This window comes from Leclercia sp., assembly GCF_036780805.1.
In the GTDB taxonomy this organism is placed as follows: Bacteria; Pseudomonadota; Gammaproteobacteria; order Enterobacterales; family Enterobacteriaceae; genus Enterobacter.
This window is the reverse complement of sequence record NZ_DAIQCE010000010.1, coordinates 73,259-90,238: the sequence shown is the minus strand read 5'-3', so window position 1 is coordinate 90,238 and position 16,980 is coordinate 73,259. Positions and strand designations below refer to the sequence as shown.

General features: G+C 47.0%; 18 protein-coding genes. 7 read left to right on the top strand and 11 right to left on the bottom strand.

Annotated features, from left to right (window positions below):
* Positions 1–67: 67 nt before the first annotated feature.
* Positions 68–418, bottom strand: coding sequence for a hypothetical protein (locus V7Q49_RS18915; RefSeq protein WP_333854335.1), 351 nt, complete (start codon positions 416–418; stop codon positions 68–70).
* Positions 419–735: 317 nt separating this feature from the next.
* A complete protein-coding gene (locus V7Q49_RS18910) occupies positions 736–993 on the bottom strand; it encodes a hypothetical protein (RefSeq protein WP_333854333.1) in 258 nt (85 codons plus the stop codon).
* A 313-nt stretch (positions 994–1,306) separates the two neighbouring features.
* On the opposite strand from V7Q49_RS18910, the gene V7Q49_RS18905 reads away from it, so the two are divergent.
* The gene (locus V7Q49_RS18905; protein WP_333854331.1) at positions 1,307–1,567 is read left to right on the top strand and encodes a type II toxin-antitoxin system ParD family antitoxin; all 261 of its coding nucleotides are present in this window, start codon (positions 1,307–1,309) and stop codon (positions 1,565–1,567) included.
* The gene (locus V7Q49_RS18900; RefSeq protein ID WP_333854329.1) at positions 1,554–1,850 is read left to right on the top strand and encodes a type II toxin-antitoxin system RelE/ParE family toxin; all 297 of its coding nucleotides are present in this window, start codon (positions 1,554–1,556) and stop codon (positions 1,848–1,850) included. Before V7Q49_RS18905 ends, V7Q49_RS18900 begins: the two co-directional genes overlap by 14 nt.
* A 219-nt stretch (positions 1,851–2,069) precedes the next feature.
* Here the strand turns inward: V7Q49_RS18900 and pcoE are convergent, their stop codons facing one another.
* The 7 genes from pcoE to pcoA form a co-directional block, all read right to left on the bottom strand.
* Positions 2,070–2,504 (bottom strand): copper resistance system metallochaperone PcoE, encoded by a 435-nt coding sequence (gene pcoE, locus V7Q49_RS18895; RefSeq protein ID WP_004388336.1) that lies wholly within the window; start codon positions 2,502–2,504, stop codon positions 2,070–2,072.
* A gap of 215 nt (positions 2,505–2,719) precedes the next feature.
* Positions 2,720–4,120 carry a copper resistance membrane spanning protein PcoS gene (gene pcoS, locus V7Q49_RS18890; RefSeq protein WP_032638101.1) on the bottom strand — a complete coding sequence of 467 codons (1,401 nt, stop codon included), beginning with the start codon at positions 4,118–4,120 and terminating at the stop codon, positions 2,720–2,722.
* Positions 4,117–4,797, bottom strand: coding sequence for a copper response regulator transcription factor PcoR (gene pcoR / locus V7Q49_RS18885; protein WP_001188930.1), 681 nt, complete (start codon positions 4,795–4,797; stop codon positions 4,117–4,119). Before pcoR ends, pcoS begins: the two co-directional genes overlap by 4 nt.
* Positions 4,798–4,851: 54 nt before the next feature.
* Complete coding sequence (gene pcoD / locus V7Q49_RS18880; RefSeq protein ID WP_229692861.1) at positions 4,852–5,730, bottom strand: copper resistance inner membrane protein PcoD; 879 nt, start codon at positions 5,728–5,730, stop codon at positions 4,852–4,854.
* 55 nt (positions 5,731–5,785) lie between these two features.
* On the bottom strand, positions 5,786–6,166 hold the full coding sequence (pcoC, locus tag V7Q49_RS18875) for a copper resistance system metallochaperone PcoC (protein ID WP_000025662.1): 381 nt from the start codon (positions 6,164–6,166) through the stop codon (positions 5,786–5,788).
* Between the two features lie 39 nt (positions 6,167–6,205).
* Positions 6,206–7,096 (bottom strand): copper resistance outer membrane transporter PcoB, encoded by an 891-nt coding sequence (gene pcoB / locus V7Q49_RS18870; protein ID WP_001378118.1) that lies wholly within the window; start codon positions 7,094–7,096, stop codon positions 6,206–6,208.
* Positions 7,097–7,101: 5 nt separating this feature from the next.
* Complete coding sequence (gene pcoA / locus V7Q49_RS18865) at positions 7,102–8,919, bottom strand: multicopper oxidase PcoA (RefSeq protein ID WP_000925242.1); 1,818 nt, start codon at positions 8,917–8,919, stop codon at positions 7,102–7,104.
* A 234-nt stretch (positions 8,920–9,153) separates the two neighbouring features.
* Here pcoA and V7Q49_RS18860 point away from each other — a divergent pair, with 234 nt between their 5' ends.
* A complete protein-coding gene (locus V7Q49_RS18860) occupies positions 9,154–9,603 on the top strand; it encodes a copper resistance protein (RefSeq protein ID WP_001023257.1) in 450 nt (149 codons plus the stop codon).
* A 324-nt stretch (positions 9,604–9,927) separates the two neighbouring features.
* On the opposite strand, the gene V7Q49_RS18855 is transcribed toward V7Q49_RS18860, so the two are convergent.
* Positions 9,928–10,625, bottom strand: a protein-coding gene (locus V7Q49_RS18855) for an IS1 family transposase (RefSeq protein ID WP_223289738.1) whose coding sequence is annotated in 2 segments (ribosomal slippage) — positions 9,928–10,376 and positions 10,376–10,625 — 699 coding nt in all. Because the reading frame shifts where the segments join, the coding sequence is not laid out codon by codon here.
* Between the two features lie 248 nt (positions 10,626–10,873).
* Between V7Q49_RS18855 and V7Q49_RS18850 the strand changes: the two genes are divergently transcribed.
* The 4 genes from V7Q49_RS18850 (at position 10,874) to V7Q49_RS18835 (ending at position 16,222) form a co-directional block, all read left to right on the top strand.
* Complete coding sequence (locus V7Q49_RS18850) at positions 10,874–11,839, top strand: LacI family DNA-binding transcriptional regulator (RefSeq protein WP_045332106.1); 966 nt, start codon at positions 10,874–10,876, stop codon at positions 11,837–11,839.
* Between the two features lie 68 nt (positions 11,840–11,907).
* Complete coding sequence (locus V7Q49_RS18845; RefSeq protein ID WP_062779822.1) at positions 11,908–13,641, top strand: glycoside hydrolase family 13 protein; 1,734 nt, start codon at positions 11,908–11,910, stop codon at positions 13,639–13,641.
* A 59-nt stretch (positions 13,642–13,700) separates the two neighbouring features.
* A complete protein-coding gene (locus tag V7Q49_RS18840; RefSeq protein WP_062779820.1) occupies positions 13,701–15,329 on the top strand; it encodes a PTS transporter subunit IIBC in 1,629 nt (542 codons plus the stop codon).
* Between the two features lie 86 nt (positions 15,330–15,415).
* On the top strand, positions 15,416–16,222 hold the full coding sequence (locus tag V7Q49_RS18835; RefSeq protein WP_073971254.1) for an endonuclease/exonuclease/phosphatase family protein: 807 nt from the start codon (positions 15,416–15,418) through the stop codon (positions 16,220–16,222).
* A 36-nt stretch (positions 16,223–16,258) separates the two neighbouring features.
* Here V7Q49_RS18835 and V7Q49_RS18830 read toward each other — a convergent pair.
* Positions 16,259–16,956 (bottom strand): IS1 family transposase gene (locus V7Q49_RS18830; protein WP_223289738.1). Its coding sequence is split into 2 segments (ribosomal slippage): positions 16,259–16,707 and positions 16,707–16,956, totalling 699 coding nucleotides; the frame shifts between segments, so codons are not numbered across the junction.
* Positions 16,957–16,980: the final 24 nt, after the last annotated feature.

Genomic DNA, 16,980 nt, shown 5'->3' with positions numbered 1-16,980 from the left:
ACTGCTATGGTTTTGCGCTGCGTGCAGGTGACTATCAGGTGAGTACGGCCGGACCCGCTGGCCCGGCTCAGGACTTTTCCGCTGAAGCACTTCCTTCTGAATCGGGCTGCTCACTGCCCTGCAGGCAATCGGATGCCGGTACCGGAACACCTTCTTCCGGAGTAGAACTTTCATTAATCTGCGTACGCACGGCCATGCCGGCTGCATGGCAGCAGCCGAACCACTGCGCCACCTGAAGGGGATCGCCCTCCAGTCGGGTAACTTCGCCCGCGACGTCCCACAGCTGCAGGCAGGTCCGGCCATTAAGGCACACCACAAAGTCGGCACGGCAAGCCATATGACAGATGCCGTCCAGCTCCACCATTCTGTCTGTCTGCTTGCCAGTGTCAGTACCGCTAGCGCCAGGTAGTACAACCACTCTTTCTCTTCGGCGGCGTTCTGATTCTGCAGCCTGTTCGGCCTCCAGGAGTGGACTGGCGATTTGGCGGCCGGCATCCGTCAGCTCGACGGCCAGCTGAAGGTTTTGCGCGCGCAGGGTGCGCAGCCAGCCCGCGGCCTCCATGCGCCGGCAGGAGGCACGGAGGTTTGGCCCGTACACGGGAGCGTCCCCCGCCTCGGTCAGCAGCCGTTCAATGAGACGGGTAGGTACGGGGGGCCCGGGATGGCGTGCCTCAAGTGCGGCCAGCACAATCAGCACCCGCCTCTGCAGCGGCGATGGTCGGCGTGTCTGTAACATTACTTATCCGTCTCTGGCCAGATGAGCTTTCTGAGACGCTGAAGATCGGCGTCTATGAGCTCTTCTCTTTTTATGGTATTCATTGAGGCATAGCCATTAATGGCCAGCTCATGCCAGAAGCCCAGAATGGCGGAGGCTTCGGTCGATGCGGTGATGTAAGCCAGGCCCTCGCTGTCTAGTTTACATTCCCGGATGCGTTGTTCCGCGAACCGGGTCAGCTGCTCATAGCTGAGTGAAAACTTCATTTCTTCATCCATCCTGCACGCTCCGTATGATAATGTCCTGTTAAGTGAAAATTCATATCAAGAATGATTATCTGCTGAATTAGTAAATATCATATCAGGTATGATTTTACTAAAAATGATATGTATCACATAAGATATGATTTTATGTATTGTGTTTAATTATCATATCCTTTACCGGTTCCCTTACACGCAGATCCGAAAAAAGGCAAAGTCGGATCTTCAAATTTAAACGCATTGCTTTGGCTCAAATGATGGAGATGGTAGCAGGGCAGTAAGATGGTATAATGATGTAAGAACTAATCTTACATTTTGGACCGGAGGATTTATGGCCCGTACGATGACGGTAGATTTGGGTGATGAGTTGCGTGATTTCATTGATGCCCTGGTCAGGGCCGGCGATTACCGCACCCAGAGTGAGGTTATGCGGGACGCACTTCGTTTGCTGCGTGAAAAGCAGGCTGAATCCCGCCTGCAGGAATTGCGCGATTTGCTGGCCGAAGGGAGCAGCAGCGGTGATGCTAAACCATGGAATAAGGATGACTTCCTGAAACAGGTCAGAGCCAGGGCAACGAATGAAAGAAATTGAGCTCACCCCAAAGGCGGAAGAGGATCTTGAGGCTATCTGGGACTACAGCTTCAGACAGTTCGGGGTTATTCAGGCTGATGAGTATATCGGCCGGATTGCTGCTGTATTTGACGTGCTGGCCACACATGATATCGGAAGCCGGCGCCCGGAACTGGGAGAAAATATCTGCTCACTACCAGTGGCACAACACATGATCTATTTTGTGCCAGTGCATTCTGTGATCACCATCATCCGTATTCTCAGTCAGTCTCAGGACACAACGAGGCATGATCCGTGGAGATAATCAGCTTCGACAAATATTTATATAAATCAATAAGTTAGTTCGCATAATCTATCTTATGTTAAATTTAGTCCGTCGTTCATTTAGTTCATAACAGGCCGCAGACTACGATTAATCATACACAGACATAATCTTTCATTTGGTTTAAAAAAACGCTCCCGGACGGGAGCGTAAGCCAGTGACTTCGGCGTCAAATGAGGGTCTAACAAGTGGAGCTGCGGGTTAATTCTGGGTGATCTGGCTGCGATGCTTTTCAGCCTGCTGCTGATGAATAACGGAAGATTGACCATTATTCGCCTTCTCATGCACAACAGCGGCTTTCTCATGCTCGTTCATTTCGGAAAATGATTTTGCTGTTTCGTTAGAAGCTGCTGGCTTGGATTTCATCATTTTTTTATGCATTTCAGCCATGTCCTGATGGGCAGCAGAATTGCCGTTTTGCATCATTTCATGGGACATTGCGGCCTGATCGTGACCGCTCATATCCATCATTTTCATGCTCTCCCCCTGAACTGCACTTTTTTCAGCGGATGATTGCATCTGATGGGCAGGCGCCTGGGCATTATTTACCTGGTCATGCATGTTCATTGTCTCTGCAGCCCAGGCAGATGAAGCGACAGCCATCATGGCAATAAAGGATACAAGGATCTTTTTCATGGTTGGGTCTCCGGTGTTTTCATACCCGAACAATCAATGCTTATAACAGAGAAAGCATTTGATCTCAGGGCTGGTTGATCATCACGCCAGGAACCGGGCGATTGAATTATCACGCTGTCCTGATTTATGGCTGATTATAAAAAACCGCCTCTGTTTATCGCGTGACTGAACGATGACATTTTTGTCACCTTCCGGGTTTCTCCTGAATAACGGTATTAATCCATTAACAGACGCACACTGAACACAATTTCCCGCCCCTGCTGTTCTGCTGACAGCTCGCCGCCGTGAGCATGAATGATCGACCTTGTAATTGATAATCCCAGCCCCGCGCCTTCCGTGTTGTAGAACCTTGATGAGTCTGCGCGATAGAACCGGTCAAACAAACGTTCCAGATTAGCGGGAACCTGGCCGGACATCGTATTCGTAATCATCACGTTCACACAGTCACTGTCACGCTCAAGGTGTATCGCTGTACAGGTGTTATCGGGAGAATACTTGATTGCATTGGAAAGCAGGTTACTGAAAGCACGTCGGAGCATATCGCTGTCTCCGGCAACAACGCCCTCTCCTTCAACCGTGATTGTCTTTCCTGTTTCGTCTGCCAGGGGCTCGAACAACTCACGTAATTCATTCAGTTCGGCTGCCAGATCCACATCATGTTTATCCAGCCGCAGCAGACCATGCTCTGAACGTGCCAGAAAAAGCATGTCACTGGTCATTCGTGACAACCTTTTCAGTTCTTCCAGGTTAGCGAATAAAATTTCGCGGTAATGCGAAACATCCCTTTCCTTAGCCAGTGCAAACTGCGTCTGCATCATCAGATTACTGACTGGTGTGCGCAGCTCATGCGCGATGTCAGACGAGAAATCTGACAGTTTCCGGAATGCCCCCTCCAGGCGATCAAACATATTATTGAACTCCTGCATGGTCTCAGAGATTTCCGGCGGAGCCAGATCGGGATTTAGACGCTGATCCAGGCTGTGTACAGTCATGGAGGAAGCCAGACTGGTCATTTCCCGTAACGGTTTCAGACCAATACGTGTGGTCAGCCAGCCCAGAAAAACAGAAATAAAGACCAGACCGATATTGAACCAGAACAGCCAGGTACTGAGTTTGTCCATAAACAGGGTGTGATACCCAGTATCCGTGGCAACCGTAATGATGACATGTTTGCTTTTACCCTGTTCCGGCGTCATGGCAACCCGCCGCGAGATACTGCGGTACACGGTGTTATTTTCTTCCGTCTGGATCATATAGTCGAGAATATCACCCGACTTATTAAGCAGGACCGCTGGAACAACAGAATTTTTGGCATAGAGTTCAACAATTTTTTCATTTTCCATGTTTTTTATAGAAATGAATAAACCATTGTGCCCTACCATCGCATCGTTTATTTTTTCTGATAATGACTTAATATCCGTTTTGTTCCGGAACGTCTCTGTTTTAAGAAACTCTTCGGTGAGCTGAAGTTTACCTGTCAGAAAATCGCGGTCCTGATTATCGAAATAGCCATTAAGGGTGCTAATCAGGATAAAACTTGATAACCACCATACCGTAAGCATCACCGCAGAAAAAATCAGGCTCAGGCGTGTGGTCAGGGAAATTTTGAACCTCACTCTTCTCTGATCTCCAGGACATATCCGGCACCGCGAACGGTATGGATCAGTTTTGGCTCAAAGTCATCATCAATTTTACTTCTCAGACGTCTCACGGCGACATCAATCACATTCGTATCACTGTCAAAATTCATGTTCCAGACCAGGGACGAGATAAGACTCCTGGGTAACACTTCTCCGGTGCGTTGCAGCAGCAACTCAAGCAGAACGTATTCTTTACCGGTGAGATGGATCTTCTTCCCCGAACGGATCACGGTCCGGCGCACCATATCAACGGTCATATCGGCGATGGTGCAGACTGTTGCGGCCTGCGAGCGTGCCCGGCGCAGCAGGGTTCTTACACGTGCAACCAGCTCCGTAAAATCAAAGGGCTTAATCAGGTAGTCATCTGCGCCAAGCTCCAGTCCTTTCACTTTGTCCCGCACGTTGTCCTTTGCGGTTAAAAACAGGACCGGTTCTTCGTGCCCGGACTCCCTCAGTGCGCTGATGATTTGCCACCCGTCGAGGAAAGGCAGCATCACGTCCAGTATTATCAAATCATACTGTCCCTTCGACGCGGCCCCGAGACCATCGCGGCCATTATTAAAGAGATCGGCCTGATAGCCTTCCTCAACCAGTCCCTGCTGCAGGTAACGACCTGTTTTTTGTTCGTCTTCAACGATTAAAATACGCTGCATGGTCAACTCGCTGATATGAAAGTAAAAATCTCACGCATGAGCTTTGGCTGTCCCCTAGCTGACCTGAGACGGAGCAAGCATTCCGAGCCACGCTACGGCGCCCAGAATGATAATCGCAACAACGAATTCTGTCAGGATGCTGTTTCGCATCAGGGCAACGCTGCGATCATAATTCCCTTCCCTGACCATAACTTCAAGCCGGGGACCCAGGTGAAACCGGTTTGCTGCAGCCAGAAGAAGCATCAGAACAAACAGAGCCGTCTTGGCAAGCAATATCCTCCCCCAGGAACTGTTGAATAAGGGAGTTAAGTTACCCTCAGCAATATACAGATAGTTGACCAGCGCACTCAGGATCAGGGCTACAACAATCACCGTTCCTGCCGTGGCAAATTTTGCCAGGGAGTCAGATATCACAATGACGCTCTGTGCATTATGCTCGTTTCTGCGCATCAGCAGGATAGCAAATGCAACCAGAGCACCTGTCCAGGCACCTGCAGCGCCGAGATGGGTCAGATCGCTCAGTAAATGGAGATAGTAATGCAGACCGTCATGCATAACGGCGTGTCCTCCCCAGGCAAGTGTAGCCAGCGCCACGCCCCCACTCATCGTCATCAGCAGGCAGGACAATACTCTCTTATTAGTGTAAAGGAACAAAGCACCGAGTGTGGTAAACAGGGCACAGAGCCTGACAATCCAGCTAATACCCACATCAGTTTCTTCTATCACCATCTCGATAACATGGATGGATAATTCTCTGAGGTCAGTTACTCCACTCATGGCATTAGATACCAGGAGCATATTAATGCCAGTAAGAATGATGCCTGTAACAACAGCAAAGGTTATAAACGACCTGAAATTAGTCAGGTTATAGGTTTCATGTCTGACACCGCTTATTCCATATATCTGAAAAAATGGCAATCCAAATATTACCATCAAATCCAGATAAAGAAGAAAACGAATAACAATCATAATCAGGTCGTTCATAATATTACTTCACTGTAAAGGTGTAATTACCGGTAATAGGGTGCGTATCTGAAGAAACCGCGCGCCAGTCAACACGATAAGTGCCAGCGGGTAAAGGCTCTCGCGGAATAATGACCATCGATTTAGGGTCAGCGCCTGGCGCCACTTTTGCCGCGACCGGCATCGGAGAATGTGATGACATGCCTTTCATACCCGTCATCGTTAATTTTGCACCTGAGAATTTCACGGTCAGATTTTCCGAGAAATTAAGCTGAATCTTTTCCGGGGCCGCTACGGCTGAATCAGCCTGTGGCACAGAGCTTTTTAATTCCGGATGGGCCATAGCAGAGAAAGCAACGCCCATAACGAGGCCACCTGTAAGAATGGCTTTATTTAAAATCGACATTTTATTTACCTGTTTAGTTGAGTGTTTTATATCAGTGCGTTAAAACCAGATTCTGGCTCCCGCCAGGAATACTACCTGATGGTCTTTCTCACCTTCTCTTTTCGCCATATCGGATGTTTTCCCGTAAAGTTGATTCCAGGAAACGCCTATATAGGGTGCAAACTCACGGCGTATTTCATAGCGCAGCCGGAGCCCCAGCTCTGTGTCAGTCAGTCCCCTGCCGCGACCCCGCGATTCATCATCCTGACTGTAGAAATTCACCTCATAGGATGGCTGGAGTATGAGCCGGTTAGTCAGTAAAACGTCGTATTCTCCTCCCAGACGAAGGGCTGCTTTTCCGCCATTACTGACAAAACCCGTAATTTCAGACTCAAAATTATAGAGTGCCAGCCCCTGAAAACCGACAGCAGCCCAGGTCCGGGCAGAAGCAGGTCTGAAATCCTGCCTGACACCCGCAACCAAATCCCACCATGGGCCAACCGCATGTCCCCAGAGTAACTGCGCTTCAGCCGCCTCCGTTTCCCCATTGCTTCGTTCACCTTCACTCTTTAGCCAAATCCGATCTGTGTCGCCTCCAATCCAGCTGTTAACACTCCAGCTGAAATTGTTGGTGTTATCCGACCGTTGCCATTCCAGTTGATCCAGCAGAACCAGATAATTAATCGCACTGTCGTGAATCGCATGCCCCTGTAAATTGCCGAATGCAGCCTTCCGGTCGGCATCGGTAACAGGCGGAATTGGCGTTCTGCTCTCAGTTACAATGGGCTCCATTGACGTCATCTCAGTGAAATTCTCATCTGCTGGCATCTGCATGGCAGACATGTCGTGCCCGGCGTGGGGATCTGCAGAGACGGAGCCCGCCGCAATAGAAAGCTGTGAGGTAAACAAACCGGCGACCAGAACAGGTATGGCCTTCAAATTTCTCTTCATTCGCATCATTCCTCCACCCGGACTTCACGAAACATTCCCATTTCCATGTGATAGAGCAAATGGCAGTGATACGCCCAGCGGCCAAGCGCATCTGCTGTCACTCTGTAACTGCGTTTTGTACCAGGGGGAACATCTATTGTGTGTTTACGAACCATGAAATTACCGTTTTCATCTTCCAGATCGCTCCACATACCATGCAGGTGAATGGGGTGAGTCATCATGGTATCGTTGATCAGCGTGATCCTGAGCCGCTCACCGTATTTCAGCAGCACCGGTGCGGCATCTGAAAACTTGATTCCGTTAAATGACCAGGCAAACTTTTCCATGTGGCCGGTTAAATGCAGTTCTATGGTACGGCCAGGTTCACGTCCGTCAGGATCCTCAAAGCGGCTTTTCAAATCCGCGTACGTGAGAACCTTTCTTCCGTTATTTCGAAGACCAATACCCGGATCATTTAATTTCGGAGAGACGCTCATCGCCTGCATATCAACCAGTGGGTTATCCGTTTCTGACGCAGGATGACTTTGCATACCCGGCATTCCGGCCATCCGGGAATGATCCATACCGGCCATGCTGCTGTGATCCATGGGCGCGGAGGATGTCCCGCTATCCGGAAGGTCAGCACCGTCCATAGACATCATCTCTCCGCTGTTATCCATGCCTCCCATCTGGCTGTGGTCCATTCCTGCCATATCATGTCCCATTCCCCCCATACCCATATCTTCCATGGTCAACAGAGGACGGGGATCGAGGGGGGGAACGGCAGCACTTAACCCCTCTCTCGTGGCCAGTGTCCCTCGAGCGTAACCGGTCCTGTCCATGGATTGTGCGAAGATGGTATAGGCCTCACCCTGAGGCTCCACAATGACATCATAGGTTTCGGCAACGGCAATCCTGAATTCGTCAACGGTAACCGGGTTTACATACTGGCCATCTGCAGCCACGACCGTCATTTTCAGCCCGGGGATACGGATATCGAAATAGGTCATTGCCGAGCCGTTGATAAACCGTAAGCGTATCTTTTCACCGGGACGGAACAGTCCGGTCCAGTTTTTCAGCGGGGCCTGCCCGTTCATGAGATAGGTGTAGGTGTAGCCACTGACATCCGCGAGGTCAGTCGGATTCATTTTCATTTCAGCCCACATTTTCCGATCGGCAATGGTGGCTGACAGCCCCCTGGTATTCACGTCGCGGAAAAAAGAGCCAACGGTTGGTTTATTGAAATTGTAGTAATCCGACTGTTTTTTTAATTTTTTCAGCAGGCTGTGAGGATTTTCATCGGTCCAGTCAGACAACATGACCACATGCTCACGATCGTAAGCAAACGGTTCTGGCTCCCTGGCATCGATGATAATGGCACCGTATACCCCCTCCTGTTCCTGCAGACCGGAATGGCTGTGGTACCAGTAAGTCCCGTTCTGCTTAACCTTAAAGGTGTAAACGTAGGTATCATCAGGCTCTATGCCCATAAAACTCAGCCCCGGAACACCATCCATATTGGCCGGAAGAATAATGCCGTGCCAGTGAATGGACGTCTGTTCATTAAGACGGTTTTTGACCTTCAGGGTAATGGTGTCACCTTCTTTCCAGCGAAGAACGGGCCCCGGCAGGCCTCCATTGATTGTTTTGGCCTGACGCTCACTGCCCGTGATATTGACGGCCGTTTCACCAATGGTCAGGTCAAACTGAGTACCCTGCAGGGATGCGGCAACTGGCAGGCTCAGACTGGAACGCGCATTGAAACTCCATACGCCAAGACTTCCGGCTACGCCAGAGAGGGTTAACCCCTTCAGGAAAGTTCGTCGAGACGTTTTCAACAGCATGCGCATTCCCTTATTTAAAGTATGGTTACTGACAGAATTCGAGAACCGATTTAAATTAAATTACTGGTTCATCCACTTACAATGAAATGAATCTAGCACACCTTAAGAAACAAATTCATTTCAATCGTGTAATGTACATAGCTGTATTACATTTACGTCATCTTCCCCACAGGTTGATTATTTTTATATATGATCATAAGGACATCTTTTATGTACCTCAGAAGGTAATTACACATGAATATATTAATCACGACCACTGCGTTTACAGCTTTATTTTGTGGGGCAGCTTTTGCTCAGTCCAGTGATATTGCCCATGAAGCACATCGATTTGTTAATAATGCCTCAGCCGTCAGTCATGTGAATTCCTCGACGCATGAAAACTTACCGGACAGGGTTAATAAAAACAACACGCCCTCATTCTCTGAAATGAATGAACATGAAAGGGCCATTGTTGCTCATTCATTTATGAACAACAGCGCGTCCTATGCGCATCAGAAAATGATTGAGGAACATAAAAAAATGCTGTCCGGCAGTGATGCAAATTCAAAGACCTCGTCTTCTTCTTTTAACGAACTGAATGCCGGAGAAAAAGCCGCTCTCGTGCATGAGCAGGTCAATAATGCCGGTGCGGAAGCACATCAGACGCAGGCAAGAAAGCTTCGCGGGCTGTATTCGACCAGGTAACTGCAGGCGGGTTAGTGCTTAGCGTCAGGTGCGCAGCAGGGCTTTACTGACGGGTTACGTAGCAGGACATGAGCCCCATATTGCTCTGCCGTAACCTGTTTCAGTCCCGTTAATCATCACCGTCGGGCTGGTCATACAGTTCCCAGAGCTTCAGGAGCAAACGGGAAACAAGATATGTTACAAAAATGACGACCATCAACGGTGCTCCCGATTAACTGACAGATGACACGCCTCCTGAAAACCCCTAGCATACGCCGCAGTGTTCATGCTAACGGCGAATTCCAGTAAATGTATTCTACCGATGTCGTAGGTAATGACTCCAACTTACTGATAGTGTTTTATGTTCAGATAATGCCCGATGACCTTGTCATGCAGCTCCACCGATTTTGAGAACGACAGTGACTTCCGTCCAAGCCTTGCCAGATGTTGTCTCAGATTCAGGTTATGTCGCTCAATGCGCTGAGTGTAACGCTTGCTGATAACGTGCAGCTTTCCCTTCAGGCGTGATTCATACAGCGGCCAGCCATCCGTCATCCATACCACGACCTCAAAGGCCGACAGCAGGCTCAGAAGACGCTCCAGTGTGGCCAGAGTGCGTTCACCGAAGACGTGCGCCACAACCGTCCTCCGTATCCTGTCATACGCGTAAAACAGCCAGCGCTGACGTGATTTAGCACCGACGTAGCCCCACTGTTCGTCCATTTCAGCGCAGACAATCACATCACTGCCCGGTTGTATGCGCCAGGTTACCGACTGCGGCCTGAGTTTTTTAAGTGACGTAAAACCGTGTTGAGGCCAACGCCCATAATGCGTGCACTGGCGCGACATCCGACGCCATTCATGGCCATATCAATGATTTTCTGGTGCGTACCGGGCTGAGAGGCGGTGTAAGTGAACTGTAGTTGCCATGTTTTACGGCAATGAGAGCAGAGATAGCGCTGATGTCCGGCAGTGCTTTTGCCGTTACGCACCACGCCTTCAGTAGCGGAGCAGGAAGGACATCTGATGGAAATGGAAGCCACGCAAGCACCTTAAAATCACCATCATACACTAAATCAGTAAGTTGGCAGCATTACCGCTCGCTCCTTGGTCTTGAGTTCAGGTCTAAATCTTGTGAGTGAAAATTAAACACTCATACGTCCACCCAGTTTTATTTACTGTGTTGTTAGCCAATATATTGGATACTATGCCCAAGTGACTCAACTCTGAATTCTGTATCTTGAAGTCACTTGGAGATATGGCAATAGTGCATTATTGAAGGAAATAGGTAATGAGTAAAAAAATGACCATGGCTGAGATTTCAAGGCAGCTTGGAATTTCAACAATGACTGTGTCGCGTTACTTTAATGGCGGTTATGTCTCGGAAGAGAACCGCCTTAAAATTGATGCCATCGTCAAAGAGAGTCATTACACGCCTAATATATTTGCTCGCTCCATTCGTAGCCAATCCAATATTATTGGTTTCATCGCGCCTCGTATTGAGTCATATACGACCAGTTTAGTGATTAAAGGGGCGCTGGCTGCTGCCAATGAATCACAAGTACGAATGCTGTTTCATGCCACAGGGTTTAACCATGAGTCAGAATGCCAAGCTGTGAGAGAGTTTAACGGCTTAAATGCATTGGGCACGATTATTATTGCGTCAAAGCACAGTGTCGAAGAGACTTTTTATCGAACCTTAGACAATGTGGTATTTATTGGCAAAAATACCCCCCACCATTGCTGTTTATATTACCCCGATCATGCAGCGATTAAAGCCCTCGTCTCCCACACCATCACTCAGTTAAAACAGCAGCAGGCACCGCTGGCTGCCGTACATTATATTTATGATGAGCGTATGCTTTCTAGCCGCACTAAGTTGATGCAAGCCACTATTACCGACACCGTCCCTGAGTTGAATTTATCACTACAAGCCCTAGCCAACTCGGAGGACAAAGCTGGCTATCAGGCCGTTCAATTACAGCCTAATCATGTCTACTTTTGTGCCACCGATAATATTGCCATTCGTTTATATCGTCGCGCCAAAGAACAGCAACTCAAGATCGGTCATAACGTATGGATTGTAGGCATGGGTGACTATGACTACAGCGATTTGTTAGTCCCGAGCCTGACGACTGTCGCTTTTAACTACTATCAAGTGGGCTACCAAGCTGTCAAAAAATTGCTCAAGCGCGATTTCAGTTCTGTTGAAGGCACATTCGACATAAAGATGAGAGAAAGCTCACAATTCCTCTGAAATTGTGTTGAGTCCAAATCGGTTCTACTTAACTATATATGTTAACGATAACACATATAGTATAACCGATGACACTCGCTCCTAATATGCACTCAAAACCACTCGCGTGGTGGAAGAAAGCAACCGCCTACCAAATTTATCCCCGTAGTTTTTATGATACAAACCAGGACGGTATTGGTGACATCAATGGCATCATTGCTAAGCTCGATTATCTTGCTGATTTGGGCATTGATTTAATATGGATTTGCCCATTCTATGCATCACCTAATGATGATAACGGGTACGATATTAGTGACTATCAAGCGATTCATCCTGACTTTGGAACCCTTGAGGATGTGGATGAACTAATCAGTGCTGCTCATAAACGTGGCATTCGCATTATTATGGATTTAGTGATCAACCACACTAGCGACGAGCACCCATGGTTCATTGAATCTCGAGATAACAAAAATAGCCCTAAGCGCGATTGGTATATTTGGCGTGATGGTTGTGAGCCTACCGCTGAAAAACCGACTTGCGACCCAAACAACTGGGAAAGTATTTTTCATGGCAGCGCATGGGAATATGATAAAAAAACTGCACAGTACTACTTGCACCTATTTTCAAAAAAACAACCTGATCTGAATTGGGAAAATCCTGAAGTTAAACAAGCACTATTTAAAATGATTTATTGGTGGTTGGAGCGTGGTATTGATGGCTTCCGTGTGGATGCAATTAGCCATATTCAGAAACAACCAGGTTTACCTTCTTTACCCAATCCAAAGGGTGAAAAGTATGTCTCTTCGTTTGATTATCATATGAATGTGGCAGGGATTGAAAAACATCTGCATGAGTTAAAAGAGCAGGCGTTTGATCCCTTTAACATAGTGACAGTTGGTGAGGCTAATGGGGTGACTGCCGACAATGCATTACTTTGGGTTGCCGAAGCGACCGAGCACGATCAAGGCGGTGTTTTCAACATGATTTTTCAGTTTGAACACATGAAGCTATGGTCGGAAGAACAAAGCAACGTGCCTTTAGATCTAGTGGAGTTCAAACGCATTTTATCGCGTTGGCAAGATGCATTAGAAGGTAAAGGCTGGAATGCGCTTTATTTAGAAAACCACGATCAAGCTCGTAGCATTGATACTTTTGCCGACCCTACCTCTAGGTATGCCAGTGCTACCGCGTTAGCGAGTTGTTATTTCTTGATGAAAGGAACTCCGTTTATTTATCAGGGCCAAGAGATTGGTATGGTAAATCATCAGTTTACTTCTCTTGATGAATTTAATGATGTGTCTGCTAGAAATTTAATTCAAAAGCTATCTCAACAAGGTCAAAGCGATGCAGACATCTTAGCCTTGTTAAATCAAGTATCTCGCGACCACAGTCGCTTGCCAATGCAATGGAATGCGCAGGATTTTGCCGGTTTTTCTGAGGTGCAACCTTGGTTCTCCGTCAATCAACAGTACGCAGATATCAATGTTGAGCAACAACAGAAAGATCCAAATTCGATTTTGAGTTTCTATAAGCAGCTGATTGCTCTGCGTAAGTCAAATGTAAGTTTAGTGGTTGGCCGCTATCAATTGCTGCTACCTAACGACCCTAATATCTATGCTTATCAACGTGTTGCACAAGATATGACATGGACCATTATTACCAATTTAAGTCCACAAGAGAGCATCGTTGATATCGACCGCATGCAATTAGGCGAGTTAATGCTTGATAATCAGAATGTCAACAATGAACACGTTCGCTCAGATTTTATAGCGACGCAAATTGCCCCACCTTATGCTGCGTATATATTTGCAAGAAAGCACTAAATTATATTTATCGCAGGGCCTTGATAAGGCTACCCTGCATTTAAACCAAGGAATCATTTATGAGTCAGTTACTATCTTTTGATTTTTGGCAACGATTTGGGAAATCCCTTATCGTTGTTATCGCGGTGATGCCAGCCGCTGGTATCATGATATCACTCGGTAAAGTTGTCGCAATGTATGCTGGTGGTATTGGTGCCATTGAAACACTAGGCGCTATTATGGAAAACATAGGCTGGGGGATCATAGTTAATCTTCACCTATTATTTGCTGTCGCTATTGGTGGATCATGGGCTAAAGAACGTGCAGGAGGAGCATTTGCCGCGCTGATCGCCTTCATCTTAATTAACCGTATCACTGGGGTTATATTAGGCGTGGATAACGCTATGCTCAGTGATCCCGAGGCGGTTGTGATGAGCCTATTTGGTTCTGAGCTACCTGTCTCTCAATTCTTCACTAATATTTTGGGTGCTCCTGCTCTAAATATGGGTGTGTTTATCGGTATTATGTCTGGCTATTTAGGTGCCAACTTATTTAACCGTTATCATGACTTCGCTCGCTTACCTCAGGCATTAGCATTTTTCAACGGTAAGCGTTTTGTACCTTTTGTTGTTATTTTCTATTCGATGATTATTGCGTTTGCTTTATCAATCGTATGGCCTTTAATTCAAGGTGCGCTTAATGATTTTGGTCAATGGATTGCAACCTCTAAAGACACTGCGCCGATCACTGCTCCTTTCTTGTATGGTACGTTAGAGCGCTTATTACTGCCATTTGGTTTACACCACACTTTAACTATTCCAATGAATTACACCGAGTTGGGTGGTACTTATGAGCTTTTAACAGGGGTGAATGCGGGGGCAAGTGTTTATGGTCAAGATCCACTATGGCTTGCTTGGGTTAGCGATTTAAATAATCTTAAATTAAGCGATCCGACAACTTACCAACATCTATTAGATACGGTGCATCCAGCACGTTTTAAAGCGGGCCAAGTTATTATCGCAGCGTCTTCATTGATTGGTATTGGACTTGCGATGTATCACTGTGTTGATAGTGATAAGCGCGCACAATACAAGCCAATGTTTTTATCTGCGTGTCTTGCTGTGTTATTAACCGGTGTGACAGAGCCTATTGAATTCATGTTTATGTTTATTGCTCCTGTTTTGTATGTTGCGCATGCGGTATTAACAGGGATTGCATTTGCGTTGGTCGATGTGATGGACCTACGTATACATGCCTTTGGTTTGATTGAGTTACTCACTCGTATACCTATGATGGTTTCAGCGGGAATCGGTGGTGATTTGGTTCGCTTCGCATTGGTTTCTATTGTTTTCTTTGGTGTTAACTATGGATTATTCCGTGTGCTCATTGTCAAATTTAAATTGCCAACACCGGGCCGTATGGGTAACTACCTCGATGAAAGTTCAGAATCCATGTCAGAAGATGAGAAGATGGACATTATTATTCAGAATTTAGGTGGCCGTGCCAATATTGTTGAGATTGATGCTTGTATGACTCGCTTGCGCATTACAGTTAATGACCCGCAGTTGGTTGCTGAATATGCATTATGGAAGCCGACAGGAGCACTTGGTGCTGTAATTAAAGAACAGGGAGTACAAGTTATTTATGGTCCAGGAGTGGATGTCATTAAATCTAGATTAGTTGAGAAGTTTTCAGCACAACCTGCGTAATTCATTCTCTACCCTAGATAAAATAACCTCGAGAAACGCAGCCTTGAGCTGCGTTTAACTCGCTACAATGAATAAGTGAATAATAAATGAAGTTAATGACGCTAAATACCCATAGTTGGCAAGAAGAGAAACAACTAGAAAAGTTGGATGTGGTAGCGCAAGCCATTATCGAGCAAGGGTGCGATGTCGTTGCATTACAGGAAGTGAATCAACATCAAAATAGCTCGGCTGTTGATGCCAATATATTAACTAATCACACCGTGCTCGCTGATAACTATGGATATTTATTACAGAAAAAACTCATGGAATACGGCTATCACTACCAACTTACATGGGATTTCGTTCATCAAAGTTATGACGTATATCAAGAGGGACTGGCATTCTTGACGCGACTGCCGATTGTCGAGCATGAGGTCATTGACCTAAGTGATAACTATGATGTGAACTTTTGGAAACATAGGCGAGCAGTGCGTATTAAGGTCACTTCTCAACGAGGTGATTTCAATCTTTATAATTGTCATTGCGGCTGGTGGAGTGACTCAGAGAGCTCATTTGAGGACCAGTTCAACAGAATAAAGGCAACATTATCAACAGAGTTGAGCTTTCTATTAGGCGATTTCAACAACCCAAGCCATATACGCAATGAAGGTTATGATTATGTATTACAGTGCGGTTTGATAGATTGTTATGAAATAGCAGAAATAAAAGACTCCGGAACTACTGTAATTAAAAATATTGACGGTTGGGAACAAAATAGCCAAGCGCTACGCATTGATTTGGTTCTTAGTAATCAACCGATGGTGGTAAAGCAGCATCAGGTGATTTTTAATAACGATTTTTATCCGGTTGTATCGGATCACTTTGGGGTTCTGGTGGAAGTAGACATTATTTAATGTTTATTCATAGACTAAACCGGTAATGACTCCAACTTACTGATAGTGTTTTATGTTCAGATAATGCCCGATGACCTTGTCATGCAGCTCCACCGATTTTGAGAACGACAGTGACTTCCGTCCAAGCCTTGCCAGATGTTGTCTCAGATTCAGGTTATGTCGCTCAATGCGCTGAGTGTAACGCTTGCTGATAACGTGCAGCTTTCCCTTCAGGCGTGATTCATACAGCGGCCAGCCATCCGTCATCCATACCACGACCTCAAAGGCCGACAGCAGGCTCAGAAGACGCTCCAGTGTGGCCAGAGTGCGTTCACCGAAGACGTGCGCCACAACCGTCCTCCGTATCCTGTCATACGCGTAAAACAGCCAGCGCTGACGTGATTTAGCACCGACGTAGCCCCACTGTTCGTCCATTTCAGCGCAGACAATCACATCACTGCCCGGTTGTATGCGCCAGGTTACCGACTGCGGCCTGAGTTTTTTAAGTGACGTAAAACCGTGTTGAGGCCAACGCCCATAATGCGTGCACTGGCGCGACATCCGACGCCATTCATGGCCATATCAATGATTTTCTGGTGCGTACCGGGCTGAGAGGCGGTGTAAGTGAACTGTAGTTGCCATGTTTTACGGCAATGAGAGCAGAGATAGCGCTGATGTCCGGCAGTGCTTTTGCCGTTACGCACCACGCCTTCAGTAGCGGAGCAGGAAGGACATCTGATGGAAATGGAAGCCACGCAAGCACCTTAAAATCACCATCA